Raw genomic sequence first — 15,049 nt, 5'->3', positions numbered from 1 at the left:
TGCCAAATGCTGCCTTGGGAGAAACAGCCCGATGCTACACCATGAACGGCTCCGGCCCCCATCGCGCGATTATCCGGCCGATGAGTGGAACGTTATCGAAAGGTCCTTTCGACCGGATTTTCTGGCCCAGCTCGAAACGATGCTGGCTCTCGGCAATGGATATGTTGGCCTGCGCGGCGGCCCGGAGGAAGGCGGCCCGAACGTCGAGAACGGCACATTCATCAACGGGTTTTATGAAACCTGGCCTATCGTCTACGGAGAAGACGCTTTTGGCTTCGCCAAAACTGGCCAGACGATCTGCAATGTGACGGACAGCAAGATCATCAAGCTCTTCGTGGACGACGAACCGTTCTGGTTACCCGATGCACAGCTCCTGGCTTACGACCGGCGTCTCAACATGAAGGCCGGCACACTCGATCGGACCGTGCTCTGGGAGACACCCTCCGGCAAGCAGGTGTCGATCACGTCCCGGCGTCTGGTCTCCTTCGCGAACAGGCATGTGGTCGCTATCTCGTATCGTGTGACACTCGTCGATGCTCAGGCATTTGTCGCAATTTCCTCGGAGATGGCTACCAATAAACCAAGCGACGGCGGCAATCGCGATGATCCGCGCCTGGCAAGGGCGTTTTCCGGGCGAGTACTTCATCCACAAACCAACTACTCCAAAGATCAGCGCATCGTGTTGTGCCATGCGACGGAAAAGAGCCGCTGTATGTTGGCATGTGCGACGGACCACACGATGGAGAGTTCCTGCTCGCACTCGCATAAGGCCGCCTGCACCCCTGACTTCGGCCAGGTTGCTTACACGGTCGATGCCAAGCCCGGCTGTCCGATCCAGCTCACCAAGTACATGGTCTATCACACCTCCCAGACGGCATCGGCCGAAGAGCTCTGCGGCCGCGCTGAATGGACATTGGATCGGGTCGTGACCCAGGGATTCCAGCCGCTGCTGGCCTCTCAAGGGCAGTACATGGACGATTTTTGGCGCCGAAGCGATGTTCATATCAAGGACATCAGTGAACACCGAGCAAAGCGCAGCACCGTAGAGATCCAGCAAGCGATCCGCTTCAATCTATTTCATATTCTGCAAGCCTCCGCTCGCGCGGAGGGAGCGGGCGTGCCGGCGAAAGGACTTACCGGACAGGCTTATGAAGGACACTACTTCTGGGATGCGGAAATCTACGTGTTGCCGTTTCTGATCTATACGTCCCCGCGGATCGCAAGGAACCTTCTGGCGTTTCGTTACAAAATGCTCCCTCAGGCGCGGGCACGCGCGAGAGAATTGGGCCATCGAGGGGCGATGTACCCCTGGCGCACGATCAGCGGAGAGGAAGCATCCGCATACTACGCCGCGGGCACCGCGCAATATCACATCAACGCCGACATTATGTACGCAGTGCGCAAGTACGTGCAGGCGACGGGTGACGACGCGTTCTTGCGAAAGTATGGAGCCGAAATGCTCGTTGAAACAGCCCGACTGTGGCTGGACCTTGGCTTCTATTCGGACGCAAAGGGGGGACAGTTTTGCATCAACGGTGTCACTGGGCCTGATGAATACAACGCGGTCGTAAACAACAACGCCTATACGAACTTGATGGCTCGCGAAAACCTTCGTTACGCCGCCGAGGTTGTCGAAGTTCTACGTGCAGCAGAACCAGACGCATACGACGAGCTTGCGCGAAAAACCGCGCTCGATCTCTCCGAGGTGAGCGCATGGATGCGAGCGGCGGAGAACATGTATGTGCCGTCGGACGAAACGCTGAAGGTTATTCTTCAGGATGACAACTTTCTCGACAGGGAGCCGTGGGATTTCCGCAACACACCGCGCGAGCACTATCCGCTGCTGCTGTTTTATCACCCGCTGAACATCTACCGAAAGCAGGTGATCAAGCAGGCAGATGTGGTGTTGGCGATGTTCCTGTTGGGCGACGCCTTCTCGTCAGAAGTCAAGAAGCGCAACTTCGATTTCTACGATCCATTGACGACAGGCGACTCGTCACTGTCCTCCTGCGTCGAGGCAATCATTGCCGCCCAAGTCGGCGACATGGACAAAGCAATCCGGTACGGCATGGCGGCCCTGCTGATGGACCTGGCCGATGTGGGAGGCAACGTGAAGGATGGTTGCCATATCGCCTCTATGGGCGGCACGTGGATGATGCTCACCTACGGTTTTGGCGGGATGCGGGACGATGATGGAACGTTATCGTTCTGGCCACGCCGTGCGCCCGAGGAAAACGCAATCCTTCGATTCCCCATAACCTACCGTGACCAGTTGCTGGAGGTCGAAATTGGCCTGGAGACGGTGGAGTACGCGTTGCGTGAAGGTGAACGCCTCGTGATCCGCCACGAGAAGCAAGAGGTGGAGCTGACACGGGAGCATCCGGTGGCCGTTCGGCCGGTTTCGAGAAGGTGAGCGAGCCTGGATGACGGAGATAGGCCACAGCAACCGGAAACGGACGCGGCCTAAACGCCCGGGCGGAGGTGAGAAGCAATCACGCCTCTGCTGCCCTCAACCAGGGTGCTTTTGTTTTCCTGAAATCCTGCCACGCGTTTCGCAGGCGCGCCTCAACGCCGATCGATGCGTGTGCCTGCCAGCCGGTTATGGCGGCTGCAGCGGTGCCGCTTTGGGAGAACTCGTCACCGAGCTCAGCGAAAAGACCGTCTGTGATCGCCATGTCGTTAAAGGAACCAAGTTCCTCCTGCAGGTCGGCCAGCCCGCGAGAGAATCGCCTGACGGACTTTCGCTCTCCATAGAGCGGTAACAGGAAGTCGGCGACGTAGCGCAGTCGCTTCGCAGCGAGCCTCAAGCGGTGCAGTTTTTCCGCCGGAAGCGATTTGAAGCGGCGGCCGCGCTTGAGCACTTTCGCATGCTGCTCGGACAGGATGCGTCCGGCAAAGTTGATGGCGGGCTCGACCAGTCGTCCAAGGTCTTCGGGTGAGACGTCGCTACGCCACCCCCTGGCCTCAATCCAGCCGCCGAGGCCGATCAGGAAACTTGAGCAGCGGCGGTCAGCCAGCGCGAGACGTACCTTCTGGTAGGCGGCAGATCGGCGTTTCTCTGCGAGCTGTTCCAGGGCATCAAAGCCCGCGACCGAGGGACAGGCCTGCGCGATGGTCGGCAGCGTGCCCCGTTGAAACATATCCCAATCGCGTGCAGGGGAAAGGTTTCGTGCCAGCCACCTTGCTTCCGACCGGAACGAGTCGAGGTTGCTCAGCGGCCCAACGGATCGCATCAAGTCCAGAGCCGCGCGAAGGCGGCGCAGCGACACGCGAAGCTGATGGACTCCCTCAGGATCGCGACCGTCCTCGGCGGCCGCGAGAGACCCAAGAAGATGGTGGAGGCAGGAGCGCAGAATCTTTGCGAAGGCCTCATCGAGCGATATTGACGGATCGAGGCGAAGCTTTCGTGGCTTCCGCAGGGCGGGGGACGCGTTGGCCGCGAGCTCAAAGCCGCGCGCCGACTTGCTGCGGATTGACGGTCGCACGGACCCATAGTCCGCGAGCCGAAGTGCGAGGTCGTAAATCGCGCTGGCGCTTCCAGCCTTGAGCTCCAATTCGATCTCGCTCACAGGCATCGATTGATCGCCTGACTTCAGCACTCCCTGGTCGAAAGCGACCTCGATCGTTCCGGATGGCAGCTCAACGATGCGCGTGTGCCGGTGGATATCCGCGGTGAAGATTGCCTCGAGCTGATGACGTCTAAGGTCCGAGCGAAGTTTGGGTGGGATGAAGGGGATCGCCAGTTCGACATCGGGAGCAATGGAAGGGATATTTGCCTCCCACTCGCCGCGCCGGAGCGGATCGTCTCCGAGTTCGGCTTTCACGGTCTGCACGAACCGTGCGCCGTTCTGACGAACCCGCAGGCTTAATCCATTTCGTCTCAGCGTCTGCTCGGGCGTATCGTAATAGACGGACTTGAGGTGTTTTCGTGTGCCCTTGTTGCGTGCGTTCGTCGCGATGATCGGAGCGGCGTTGAAATCCGCCATGCGATCAGCATCAACAAGAAGCTTGAGCTCGATCTCGCTGCCGCCGGGCGTAGCACCATTTTGCGCAGGGATTTCTGACGCTACGTCATTCCTCTGATATTGCGCCTGATGAAGTGGATCGTTCGGCGGTTCCTGCGAACGGGCCTCCACGGCGCCGTGTTGCCCGGCGGCAACAGAGTCGTTCGGCCTTTTGTTGTCCTGTGTGGCAATGGTGCCATCAAGCCCGTGGGCGGCGCGTGCACTTTCCCGGGCGGGCTCTGGCGTATCAGTTTCTGACATGTACGATTGTGTGACGGTTGGGTGACGATTCGATAACACATCGCACCGCCATCCAAAAGGAAGAACGACATCAATCTACCTGGAGACCTCATCCGTTTGGGTGAGCCAGATCAAGCGGGTTTTTCGCGCTCGAAATCAGTCCGGTCCTCCCGATGGAACCGACGCATCGTCGCACAAGTCGGACAGCAGCGGCCGATACTGCTGGATTGAGCTTTCATCGCTCGCGGAACGCAGCCTACATTGCAAAAGGAGGAAAACCGCCAAAAGCCGAATTGCCGCGCGAAATCCATTTGCCGCCATTCGATGCGAGTGATTGAGTTATTTGGCAATTCGACTCGTTGAAATCCGGAAAATGCAAAGGTCAGCGAGGTTTACGCTATGCTTGCCGAGAAGTTCTTTCTGGTATTGGAGACGCTGAGAAGCCACGCATCGGATGGTGAACCCCAGATCGTGATCAGCACCACGCAACATGTTCCAATCTCTGTGCTGCGCAGGAAGCCAGTCAAAGGCTGAGTGACGTCGCTACCCGGAGAAATGAGACCAAGTCTTGCGGGGCGCTGACATCCGAGTTGGGCCCTGAGCCAAACCGTGCTCGAGCTTTCACCTGTCTGATCGCACGCACCGCTAGCGTATTGTGGAATTTGGTTTAGGCCAGTTACACTGGAGCAATTAGACGTGCTTTGCGCAGGTGGGAGATCGAGATGAATGATCGAACCGTGCGGACGGCGTTGGAGCGCCATTGGTATGCTTCAGACGCGGGCGATTTCCAGGTCGAGCATGAAATCTATCATGAGGACGCTGTGCTTGATTATCCGCAATCGGGCGAGCGGATCCGCGGACGGCACAACATTCAAGACAGCCGATTCCTCCAGCCAAACAAGAAGCGTTTTACGGTCCGTCGAATTGTCGGCAGCGGCGATCTCTGGATCACAGAATTCGTACTTACCTATGACGGCATACCGTCCTACACGGTGAGTATCATGGAATTCCGCGAAGGGCTGGTGGCCCACGAAACACAATATTTCGCCGATCGATTTGACCCTGCACCCTCGCGTGCGCATCTTGTCGAGCGAGTAGGCGAAGTCACATCATTCTAGATGTCTGGACTTCGCTCTAGCTCCTCGCAACGAGACTGGCTCACGCGGCGCGAACGCCGGCGAGGAAGGTCGACACTTCGCCGGAGAGCTGTTCGGCCTGCTTGGACAGGTTGCTGGCTGCGGTCAGAACGAGGCCCGCGGCGTTGCCGGTCTCGTTGGCGGCGGCGCTGACGCCGCCGATATTGGTGGTGACCTCCTTGGTCGCTTCCGCCGTCTGCGACACGCTGCGCGCGATTTCGGCGGTTGCCGCGCCCTGTTGCTCGATCGCGGAGCCGATCGAGGTGGCGATGGTGCTGACTTCCTCGATCGTGGCGGTGATGCCGTCGATCGCCTCGACGGCTTCCTTGGTCGCGCCCTGGATCTGCGCGATGCGCGTGCCGATCTCCTTGGTGGCTTCCGCGGTCTGGCTTGCGAGGCTCTTGACCTCGGAGGCGACCACGGCAAAGCCGCGGCCGGCTTCGCCGGCACGCCCGGCTTCGATGGTGGCGTTGAGCGCCAGCAGGTTGGTCTGTTCGGCAATGCTGGAGATCAACTCGGCGACATGCTCGATCTGCTGGGCGCCATCGGCGAGCGCCCGCACGATGGTATCGGTGCGGCGCGCGCTTGCGACGGCGCGGCCGGTGACATTGGCCGACTGGGCCACCTGGCGGCTGATTCGGAGATCGACGAGGACAATTCCTCGGCCGCCGAGGCCACGGTCTGCACGCGGGAGCTTGCCTCCGTTGCCGCCGAGCCGACCACCGAGGCCCGGTGATTGGTGCCCTCGGCGGTTGCGGACATCGACTTTGCGGTGGCCTCCAATTCGCTGGATCCCGACGCCATCAGTCCGACGAGCTGGCCGACCGATGCATCGAAGCGATCGGCGAGCGCGATCAGGGCGGCGCGCTTTTCCTTCTCGCTCCGCTCTTTGGTTGCATCCTGTTCCGCTTCCAGCGCCCGTGCGGTGATCGCGGTCTGCCGCAGCACCTCGAGCGTTTCCGCCATGCGGCCGATCTCGTCGCCGCGGCCGGTCTCCTCGACCGCTTCGTCGAGCGAGCCTTCGGCAATGCGCTGCATCCGGCTCTTCTGACGATCGAGGGCTCCGACCACGTCGCGGGCAATCAGCCACGACAACAGCCCCATCAGCAGCCCCATCAGCAGCATCAGACCGCCGCCGACCGCGCCGAGCTCCAGCAGCAGCGCATTCACATCGGCGTCGATATCATCGACATAGAGCCCGTAGCTCATGACGATGTTCCACGGCTCGAAGCCGCGGGCAAAGATCATTTTCCGCAACGGCACGGTCCCGCCGGGGCGTGCATAAAGATAGGATGTGGTCCCGCCTTCCAGTTTCTGCCGGGCGGCGCCTACAATGGCGTCGGCAATCAGGACGCCATTGGAATCGATTGCACCGGTGATTTTGCCTTCGAGCTGGGGATTGGCGGCGTTCAACAAGATCGAAGTGTCGGCATTGTAAGTGACGGAATAGCCTTGGCCGTTGTTGAAGGTCATTTTCCGGCCGCGCTGGCGAAACTGCACCTTGGCCTCGGCGACCGTCATCTTCCCTGCGGCGACCTCGTCCTGCAGCGACTGCGCCACGCCGTAAAGCAGGTCGACCGCCGTCCGCATCTGTGCGACGCGATCGTCCAGCATGCGGCTTCGGCTGAGCCAGGCCGATCCCGCGACGATCGCGAACACGGTCAGTGCCGCGAGAGCCACGATGCTGGCGAGTTTGGTGCGGATCGTCAGTCGACTGAGAATGTTCATTGCGGCCTCTGCGGAAAATCGTGTCCCGAGGCATAGCAGGAACTGTCTTACCAATAGTGAATACAGCGCGCCATCAAGGGGATACCTCTGAGACGCCCTTGATCAGCGGCGCAGCGCCGGCACGACCAGGAATGGGATCATTCCGAGGATCACGCTGACCAGCGCGAATGCGATCACCGGGTTGTAGCTGTGGGCGAAGTCGTGAATCAGGCCGCCGGCCCAAGACCCGAACGCGGAGCCGAGCCCGCTGCCGATCGAGATGGTGCCATAGATCGTGCCGACCCGCTTGCCGCGGAAGATCTTCATCGCGGTGGCCGTGATCAGCGGGCCGCGCGAGCCGATCATGCTGCCGAAGGTGACGACGAAGCCGGTGAGCAGCCAGAAGTTCGGATACCACTGCAGCAGCCAGAGCAGGATGATGCCGACGATCGAGATTGCATAGCTGAGCAGGACCGACGGTCGGCGGCCGATGATGCTGTCGAGTTCGGACACGCCGAGCATGCCGAACAGCAGCACGACGCCGCTGAAGCCCCAGGCGGTCGCGGCCTGCAGCGGTGGAAAGCCCGCGTCGATCAGATAGGCAACGATTTGCGCCGAGATCGCATACATGCCGATCGCGGTGAAGAAGAAGGTCGCAAACAGCGCCCAGAAGGCGTGATGACGCATTGCGCCGAGCAGCGTCCAGCCTTGGTCGACGACGTCAGGATCGGCCTTCTTCACCACATGCGGCGAGCCGCGCGAGAACCGCCGCCACGGCAACAGCAATAGCGGCACCAGCAGGCACAGCGCCGTGATGCCGAAGATCTGGTAGGCACCGCGCCAGCCGACGCCATCGATCAAAAGCTGCGAGGCCGGGAGCAGCACAAGCACGCCGGCGCCGGCCGCGGAATAAACCACCGCCATCGCGGTCGGCAGGCGAGGTCCGAACCACCGGCCGAGCAGGATCGAGTTCGGCACATTGCCGATGAAGGCGATACCGATTCCGACGCTGAGGCCGATGCTGAACTGCAACTGCCAGAGATATTGCGCATGCGCCGCGACCAGGAATGAGCCGCCGAGCAGCAGCAGTCCCAACGCATAGACGGCTCGCGGCCCCGAATGGTCGAACAGGCGCCCGATCAGTGGCGCGGTCAGGCCGCCGGCAAGCCAGGTCAGCGAATAGACCGAAACGGTCTGTGCGCGGTCCCAGCCGAAGCTTTCAGAGATTGGTTTCAAGAAGACAGTGAAGCTTTCGCCGAGGCCGCGGCCGATCAGCGCGAGCACAAAGCACAGCGCGAGCACGTTGAGCGCGACGCGCGTCGGCGGCTTCGCTGCAACTTCCTCCCCGGGCGTGTTCTTGTCCATGCGAAGAGGGAGCGCGTTTCCGCAGCTCCCCACAAGTCGCAAAAAGCGAATGCGCCTATGCAGCCTTCAACAGGACGTGCCGTTTCTTGCCGAGCGACAGCTTGATCACGCCTTCCGCGGTGAGATCCGACGGCGTCAGCAGCATCTTTTCGTCGGTGACGGCGACGTCGTTAACGCGTAATCCGCCGCCCTTGATCTGGCGCCGCGCCTCGCCGTTAGAGGCGACAAGGCCGGCTTTCACATAGGCAGCCAGCACGCCGATGCCGGCATCCAGCTCGCCGCGCGGAATTTCGACCGTGGGCAGCGTCTCGGCCAGCGCGCCTTCCTCGAAGGTGCGTCGCGCGGTTTCAGCCGCCTCGTTTGCGGCATCGCGGCCATGGAGCAGGGCGGTCGCTTCCGTCGCCAGCACCTTCTTGGCCTCGTTGATCTCGGAGCCCTGCAGCGCCTCCAGCTTCCCGATCTCGCTCATTGAAAGCGTCGTGAACAGTTTCAGGAATCGTCCGACGTCGGCGTCTTCCGTGTTGCGCCAGTATTGCCAGTAATCGTAGGGGCTGAACTGGTCGGCGTTCAACCAGACCGCGCCGGCGGCGGTCTTGCCCATCTTGGCGCCGGAGGCCGTGGTCAACAGCGGTGTCGTCAATGCGTAGAGCTGATGAGTGCCCATGCGGCGGCCGAGGTCGACACCAGTGACGATGTTCCCCCATTGATCGGAGCCGCCCATCTGTAGATTGCAACCGTAGCGACGTGCCAGTTCCACGAAGTCGTAGGACTGCAGGATCATGTAGTTGAATTCGATGAAGCTCATTTCCTGGTCGCGATCGAGACGGAGCTTGACCGAGTCCATGGAAAGCATGCGGTTCACGGAAAAGTGCCGACCGATATCCCGCAGCATTTCGATGTAATTGAGCTTGGTCAGCCACTCCGCGTTGTCGGCCATCACGGCATCGGTCTTGCCGTCTCCGAATGTCAGGAAGCGTTTGAAGACGTGCTTGATGGATTCCTTGTTGGTGTCGATTTGCTCGATGGAGAGAATTTGACGCGTTTCGTCCTTGCCCGAGGGGTCGCCGACGCGCGTGGTGCCGCCGCCCATCAACGTGATCGGTTTGCCGCCTTTGGTTTCCTGCAGCCAGTGCAGCATCATGGCCGACAACAAATGGCCGATATGCAGGGATGGGGCCGTGCAGTCGTAGCCGACATAGGCCACGACGTCTCCCTTGGCGGCGAGCGCGTCGATGCCCGCCGCGTCCGACACCTGATGAATGAAGCCGCGCCACTGCAGCTCATTCATAAAATCCGATTTAAATGTAGTCATTTGTCGGCGACTCTGATCATGCTTGTTTTACGGTATTTGCATCCAGTTGGGGAACCCCGACCGAACGGACTGCCGCCGCAGGGGGCGCTGTGGCATTATAAGATGTGCTTGTTTGATACAAGCCGGGCGTCAGGGCAGGACAAGAGGCGTCGAAGGCTGCAGGCATGATGTTGACCGCACTCGGTCTGATGAGCGGGACCTCGCTCGACGGGGTTGACGTTGCACTGATCGAAACCGACGGAAAGCGGGTCAAGTCGTTTGGGCCGTCCGGCTACCGGCCCTACACCAACGCCGAGCGCAGCCTGCTGCGCCAAGCACTTACCGAGGCCGTCCATCTAGCGCACCGCGATGCCCGGCCCGGGATCCTGGCCGACGCCGAACGCGCCGTGACGCTGGCGCATGCCGAGGCGGTCGCCACCTTCACCGCACAGAATCGCATCACGCCGGAAGATATCGACATTGTCGGCTTCCACGGCCAGACCGTGCTGCACCGGCCGGAGCGCCGATTGACGGTGCAGATCGGCGATGCCGCGGCGCTGGCGAAAATGGTCCACATTCCCGTGATGCATGATTTTCGCGCCGCCGATGTCGAGGCCGGCGGGCAAGGCGCGCCCTTCGTGCCGGTCTATCACCGGGCACTGGTGCAATCCGTGCAGCGCGAGGGGCCGACCGTGGTGGTCAATGTCGGCGGGGTCTCCAACATCACCTATATCGACGGCACCGGCACGCTGATCGCCTGCGACACCGGTCCCGGCAACGCGCTGCTCGACGACTACATGTTCCGCGTCATGAGCCAGCCGTTCGATTGCGACGGCCGGTTTGCCGCGCAGGGCAGGGCCGATGAGGCCTGGATTGCGCGCGCGCTGGAATTGCCCTTTTTCGCGCTGCCGCCGCCGAAATCGCTGGACCGTAATGATTTCGCCGCATTGAAGCTCGGGGACGTCACGCCCGCCGACGGCGCGGCGACGCTGACCGCCTTCACTGCGGCCACGATCGCCCGCGTGCTGCCGCTATTGCCGAAGGTGCCGAAGAGCTGGATCGTTGCCGGCGGCGGCGCGCGCAATCTGACCATGCTGCGGATGCTGCGCGAGCGGGTTGCGCCCGCGACCGTCGAAGCAGCCGATGCGCTCGGCTGGTCGCCGGACGCGATCGAGGCGCAGGCCTTCGGTTTCCTCGCTGTGCGCGGGATGAAGGGCCTACCGCTCAGCTATCCCGCCACGACCGGCGTGCCTATTCCTATGACCGGGGGCATCATCGTGCGACCTTAGGCCGTTAGATGCAATTGCATCCTTTCTTGACTGTTTCATGCAAATGCATTTAGGTGCATGCGAGTGCTTGAAACCAGCGAGGAGTTCGCCATGGCCGCGTTGAAACTGATCAGCCACAAGCTCTGTCCCTATGTGCAGCGCGCGGTGATCGCGCTTAACGAGAAGGGCGTCGCCTTCGAACGGATCGATATCGACCTCGCCAACAAGCCGGATTGGTTCCTGAAGATATCGCCGCTCGGCAAGGTGCCGGTGCTGACGGTTGCGACCGACAAGGGCGAGGTGGCGCTGTTCGAGAGCAACGTGATCTGCGAATATATCGAGGAGACGCAAGCCGGAGCCAAGCTGCATCCGCAGGACCCGCTGGCGCGCGCCGAACATCGCGCCTGGATGGAATTCGGCTCTGCCACCTTAAGCGATCTCTGGGGCCTCGAGATTGCCAAGGATGCCACGACCTTCGAGGCCAAGCGGGAGGCGGTCACCGCCAAATTCGCCCGCGTCGAGGCGGCACTCGGCGCGGGTCCGTACTTTGCGGGCGAGAAATTCAGCCTGGTGGATGCGGTGTTCGCGCCGATCTTCCGCTATTTCGATGTGTTCGACGAATTCATCGACCTTGCGGTGTTCAACGACATGCCGAAGGTGCGGAAGTGGCGCGCGGAGCTGGCGAAGCGTCCGAGCGTGAAGGCCGCGGTCGGCGCCGACTATCCGCAATTGCTGCGCGCCTTCCTCAAGCAGCATGACGCGCATGTGTTGAAGCTTGCGGCGTAACGCGCCGCAGCGCCGTAGGATGGGTAGAGCAAAGCGAAACCCATCGCCTTCACGACACGCGGCCCGAGTGATGGGTTTCGCTTTGCTCTACCCATCCTACACGGGCCGCACTGCCTTAGCGCACGTTGGCGAGGCGCATGTCGAGATAGCCGGTGACGGTTTCCATCAACGGCTCGAGCTTGCCGTCGAAGAAGTGGTTGGCGCCGGGGATGATCTGCTGATCGATCACGATGCCCTTCTGTGTCTTCAATTTCTCGACCAGCGTGTTGACGTCCTTGGGCGGCACCACGGCGTCCTTGTCGCCATGCACGATCAGCCCGGAGGACGGGCAGGGCGCCAGGAACGAGAAGTCATAGAGATTGGCCGGCGGCGCGATCGAGATGAATCCCTCGACCTCGGGCCGGCGCATCAGGAGCTGCATGCCGATCCAGGCGCCGAACGAAAAGCCCGCGACCCAGCAGGCACGTGCCTCGGGATTGATGCTCTGCGCCCAATCGAGCGCGGAGGCTGCGTCCGACAATTCGCCGGTGCCGTGGTCGAACGAGCCCTGGCTGCGGCCGACCCCGCGGAAGTTGAAGCGCAGCACCGAGAAGCCGCGATGCGCAAAGGCATAGTAGCACTGGTAGACGATCTGGTGATTCATCGTGCCGTGAAACTGCGGGTGCGGATGCAGGATCATGGCGATCGGCGCGTTCTTCTGCTTGGCCGGATGGTAGCGGCCTTCGAGACGGCCCGCCGGGCCGTTGAAAATAACTTCAGGCATCAGTGATCCCTTGAGTGATCCTACGCTTGACCCTTGGTTGGCGCTGGGCAATCAACCGAGTTGTGCTGACTTCATCGGCCCCCGGCAGATAAAGTGGCTGGATTTACCGTGAACGGCGCCGTCAGGCGGCTTCCCGCGAACGAACGACGCCTCGGTTGGTTTTTGAGGCCCGCGTTCTAGCATGAGGCGAGGGGCAAAAAGCAAGCATCTTGAACAACGCCAAGCGTGTTCAATGCGTTAGCCGGTGATTGCGGGCGGCGCGGCAATCACCAACTGGCCTAGGGATTCGAGCGAAGATTGCAGGCAAGGCCCGTAAGAAGTTTTGAGGTATTATAATACTCCATGACGAATCGCGTCTATCTCGACTGGAATGCGACCACGCCGCTTCGCCCCGAGGCGAAGGCGGCGATGGCGGCGGCATGGGAGCTGTGCGGCAATCCGTCCTCGGTGCATGCCGAGGGGCGGCAAGCACGTCGGCTGGTCGAGGACGCCAGGAGCGCGATCGCCGCGGCGGTGGGCGCTAAGGCGCAGGACGTGGTGTTTGCCTCAGGCGGCACGGAAGCGAACGTGCTGGCATTGACGCCTGGCGTGCGACGGAGCGGTAGTGCTCCCGTCCAGCGGCTCCTGGTGTCTGCGATCGAGCATGCCTCGGTGCTATCAGGCGGGCGCTTTGCGACTGAAGCGATCGAGACCGTGGCCGTGACATCGTCAGGGGTGCTGGACCTCGATAACCTCCGTAGCAAGCTTGCCGATGGCCCGCCCGCATTGGTGTCGGTGATGCTAGCCAACAACGAGACCGGCGCGCTGCAGCCGGTCGAGGAGGCAGCTGAGATCGTTCATGCTGCCGGCGGACTGCTCCACGTTGATGCGATCCAGGCCTTCGGGAAAATTCCCTTCGCTCTCGAATCATTGCAGGCGGATCTGGTGACGCTGTCCGCGCACAAGGTCGGCGGCACCAAGGGCGTCGGGGCCGTGGTCCTGGCGGAGGGAGTGGAGAGGCTCGAACCCCTGTTGCGCGGTGGCGGCCAGGAACTCGGGCGCCGCGCCGGTACGGAGAACGTCGCCGGCATCTCGGCCTTTGGCGCGGCTGCCAAGGCCGCGATGGCGAGCCTCGAGACCGACGCAGTCCGGCTGCGGGCCCTGAGGGACCGACTTGAGGCTGGCCTGAGAGAAGTAAGTGGTATTATTGTATTCTCGGACGGCGTGCCGAGGCTGCCCAATACCACGCTATTCACCGTCCCAGGTTTGAAGGCGGAAACCGCCGTGATCGGCTTCGACCTAGCTGGAATCGCGGTATCTTCGGGTTCCGCCTGTTCCTCGGGAAAGGTCCAGCCGTCACATGTGCTAGCCGCGATGGGGTTCCGGCCGGACCTCGCCCAGGGAGCAGTGCGGCTTAGTCTTGGCTGGTCTACATCCACCACAGACATAGATTTGGCCGTAAAGGCTTGGCTAAAGCTCGCCGATACCTTACTTAGAGTGGGACGAAACACAGCTTGAACGGTTCTAAGCGGGTTTTTCGTCCACTAAGCAACCGTACCACTCTTTAGAACTGATCCACCGCGGTCCTTGAAACCGCGAGCGGAGGATTGAATGCCTGCTGTACAGGAGACGGTCGACCGTGTCCGACGGATCGACGTCGATCAGTATCGATATGGGTTCGAGACGCTTATCGAATCCGAAAAGGCCCCCAAGGGGCTCTCGGAAGATATCGTCCGCTTCATCTCAGAGAAAAAGAACGAGCCGGCCTGGATGCTGGAATGGCGCCTGGAGGCGTACCGCCGCTGGCTGACCATGACCGAGCCGACCTGGGCGCGCGTCAACTATCCCAAGATCGATTACCAGGACCTCTACTATTACGCGGCGCCGAAGCCGAAGAAGACGTTGTCGTCGATCGACGAGATCGATCCGGAGATTCTCAAGACCTACGAGAAGCTCGGCATTCCCTTAAGGGAGGTCGCGATCCTCGAGGGCGTCGAGCCGCCTCCGGGCGGAGAGCCGTCGGAGCAGCGCAAGATCGCTGTCGACGCCGTGTTCGATTCGGTGTCGGTTGCGACCACCTTCCAGAAGGAATTGAAGAAGGCCGGCGTGATCTTCATGCCGATCTCGGAAGCGATCCGCGAGCACCCTGAGCTGGTGCGGAAGTATCTCGGCAGCGTGGTGCCGACGTCGGATAACTTCTTCGCCACCCTGAACTCGGCCGTGTTCTCCGACGGCTCGTTCGTCTATGTGCCGCCGGGCGTGCGCTGTCCGATGGAATTGTCGACCTATTTCCGCATCAACGAGCGCAACACCGGTCAGTTCGAGCGCACGCTGATCATCGCCGACAAGGGCTCGTATGTGAGCTACCTCGAAGGCTGCACCGCGCCGCAGCGCGACGAGAATCAATTGCACGCTGCCGTGGTCGAACTGGTCGCGCTCGATGACGCCGAGATCAAATATTCGACGGTGCAGAACTGGTATCCCGGCAACTCGGAAGGCAAGGGCGGCAT

Annotated in this window: 10 protein-coding genes and 1 pseudogene; 6 read left to right on the top strand and 5 right to left on the bottom strand. The window is 61.4% G+C overall.

Annotated elements, in window-relative coordinates:
• Window positions 1-31: 31 nt before the first annotated feature.
• Window positions 32-2,413: a glycoside hydrolase family 65 protein gene (locus ACZXDY_RS26005; RefSeq protein ID WP_456641523.1), complete on the top strand. Its 2,382-nt coding sequence runs from the start codon at window positions 32-34 to the stop codon at window positions 2,411-2,413.
• Window positions 2,414-2,492: 79 nt separating this feature from the next.
• Here the strand turns inward: ACZXDY_RS26005 and ACZXDY_RS26000 are convergent, their stop codons facing one another.
• Entirely contained in the window at window positions 2,493-4,265 is a 1,773-nt protein-coding gene (locus ACZXDY_RS26000) for a CYTH and CHAD domain-containing protein (RefSeq protein ID WP_464347501.1), read from the bottom strand.
• A gap of 701 nt (window positions 4,266-4,966) precedes the next feature.
• Here ACZXDY_RS26000 and ACZXDY_RS25995 point away from each other — a divergent pair.
• Window positions 4,967-5,362, top strand: coding sequence for a nuclear transport factor 2 family protein (locus ACZXDY_RS25995; protein ID WP_464347476.1), 396 nt, complete (start codon window positions 4,967-4,969; stop codon window positions 5,360-5,362).
• A 40-nt stretch (window positions 5,363-5,402) separates the two neighbouring features.
• Here the strand turns inward: ACZXDY_RS25995 and ACZXDY_RS25990 are convergent.
• The 3 genes and pseudogenes from ACZXDY_RS25990 to tyrS all read right to left on the bottom strand — a co-directional run bounded on the left by ACZXDY_RS25990 (window position 5,403) and on the right by tyrS (window position 9,764).
• Window positions 5,403-7,108 (bottom strand): annotated as a pseudogene (locus ACZXDY_RS25990) (methyl-accepting chemotaxis protein).
• A 102-nt stretch (window positions 7,109-7,210) separates the two neighbouring features.
• On the bottom strand, window positions 7,211-8,452 hold the full coding sequence (locus ACZXDY_RS25985; RefSeq protein ID WP_464347475.1) for an MFS transporter: 1,242 nt from the start codon (window positions 8,450-8,452) through the stop codon (window positions 7,211-7,213).
• Between the two features lie 55 nt (window positions 8,453-8,507).
• Window positions 8,508-9,764 (bottom strand): tyrosine--tRNA ligase, encoded by a 1,257-nt coding sequence (tyrS, locus tag ACZXDY_RS25980; RefSeq protein WP_464347474.1) that lies wholly within the window; start codon window positions 9,762-9,764, stop codon window positions 8,508-8,510.
• Window positions 9,765-9,928: 164 nt separating this feature from the next.
• Between tyrS and ACZXDY_RS25975 the strand changes: the two genes are divergently transcribed.
• Window positions 9,929-11,032, top strand: a complete 1,104-nt coding sequence (locus ACZXDY_RS25975) for an anhydro-N-acetylmuramic acid kinase (protein WP_464347473.1) — start codon at window positions 9,929-9,931, stop codon at window positions 11,030-11,032.
• 90 nt (window positions 11,033-11,122) lie between these two features.
• Window positions 11,123-11,797, top strand: a complete 675-nt coding sequence (locus ACZXDY_RS25970; RefSeq protein ID WP_028169229.1) for a glutathione S-transferase family protein — start codon at window positions 11,123-11,125, stop codon at window positions 11,795-11,797.
• Between the two features lie 115 nt (window positions 11,798-11,912).
• Here ACZXDY_RS25970 and ACZXDY_RS25965 read toward each other — a convergent pair whose 3' ends face one another.
• Window positions 11,913-12,560, bottom strand: a complete 648-nt coding sequence (locus ACZXDY_RS25965; protein WP_028169230.1) for an alpha/beta hydrolase — start codon at window positions 12,558-12,560, stop codon at window positions 11,913-11,915.
• Between the two features lie 342 nt (window positions 12,561-12,902).
• On the opposite strand from ACZXDY_RS25965, the gene ACZXDY_RS25960 reads away from it, so the two are divergent.
• Together ACZXDY_RS25960 and ACZXDY_RS25955 are read left to right on the top strand one after the other, a co-directional pair.
• Complete coding sequence (locus ACZXDY_RS25960; RefSeq protein ID WP_464347472.1) at window positions 12,903-14,057, top strand: cysteine desulfurase family protein; 1,155 nt, start codon at window positions 12,903-12,905, stop codon at window positions 14,055-14,057.
• Between the two features lie 93 nt (window positions 14,058-14,150).
• Window positions 14,151-15,049: SufD family Fe-S cluster assembly protein (locus tag ACZXDY_RS25955; protein WP_464347471.1), on the top strand; the 899-nt coding region annotated here is incomplete at its 3' end.

The sequence above is a fragment of the Bradyrhizobium sp. LeoB3 genome (assembly GCF_055456055.1).
Note: the sequence above shows the minus strand (reverse complement) of the source record. Positions and strands in the feature narration are given on the sequence as shown.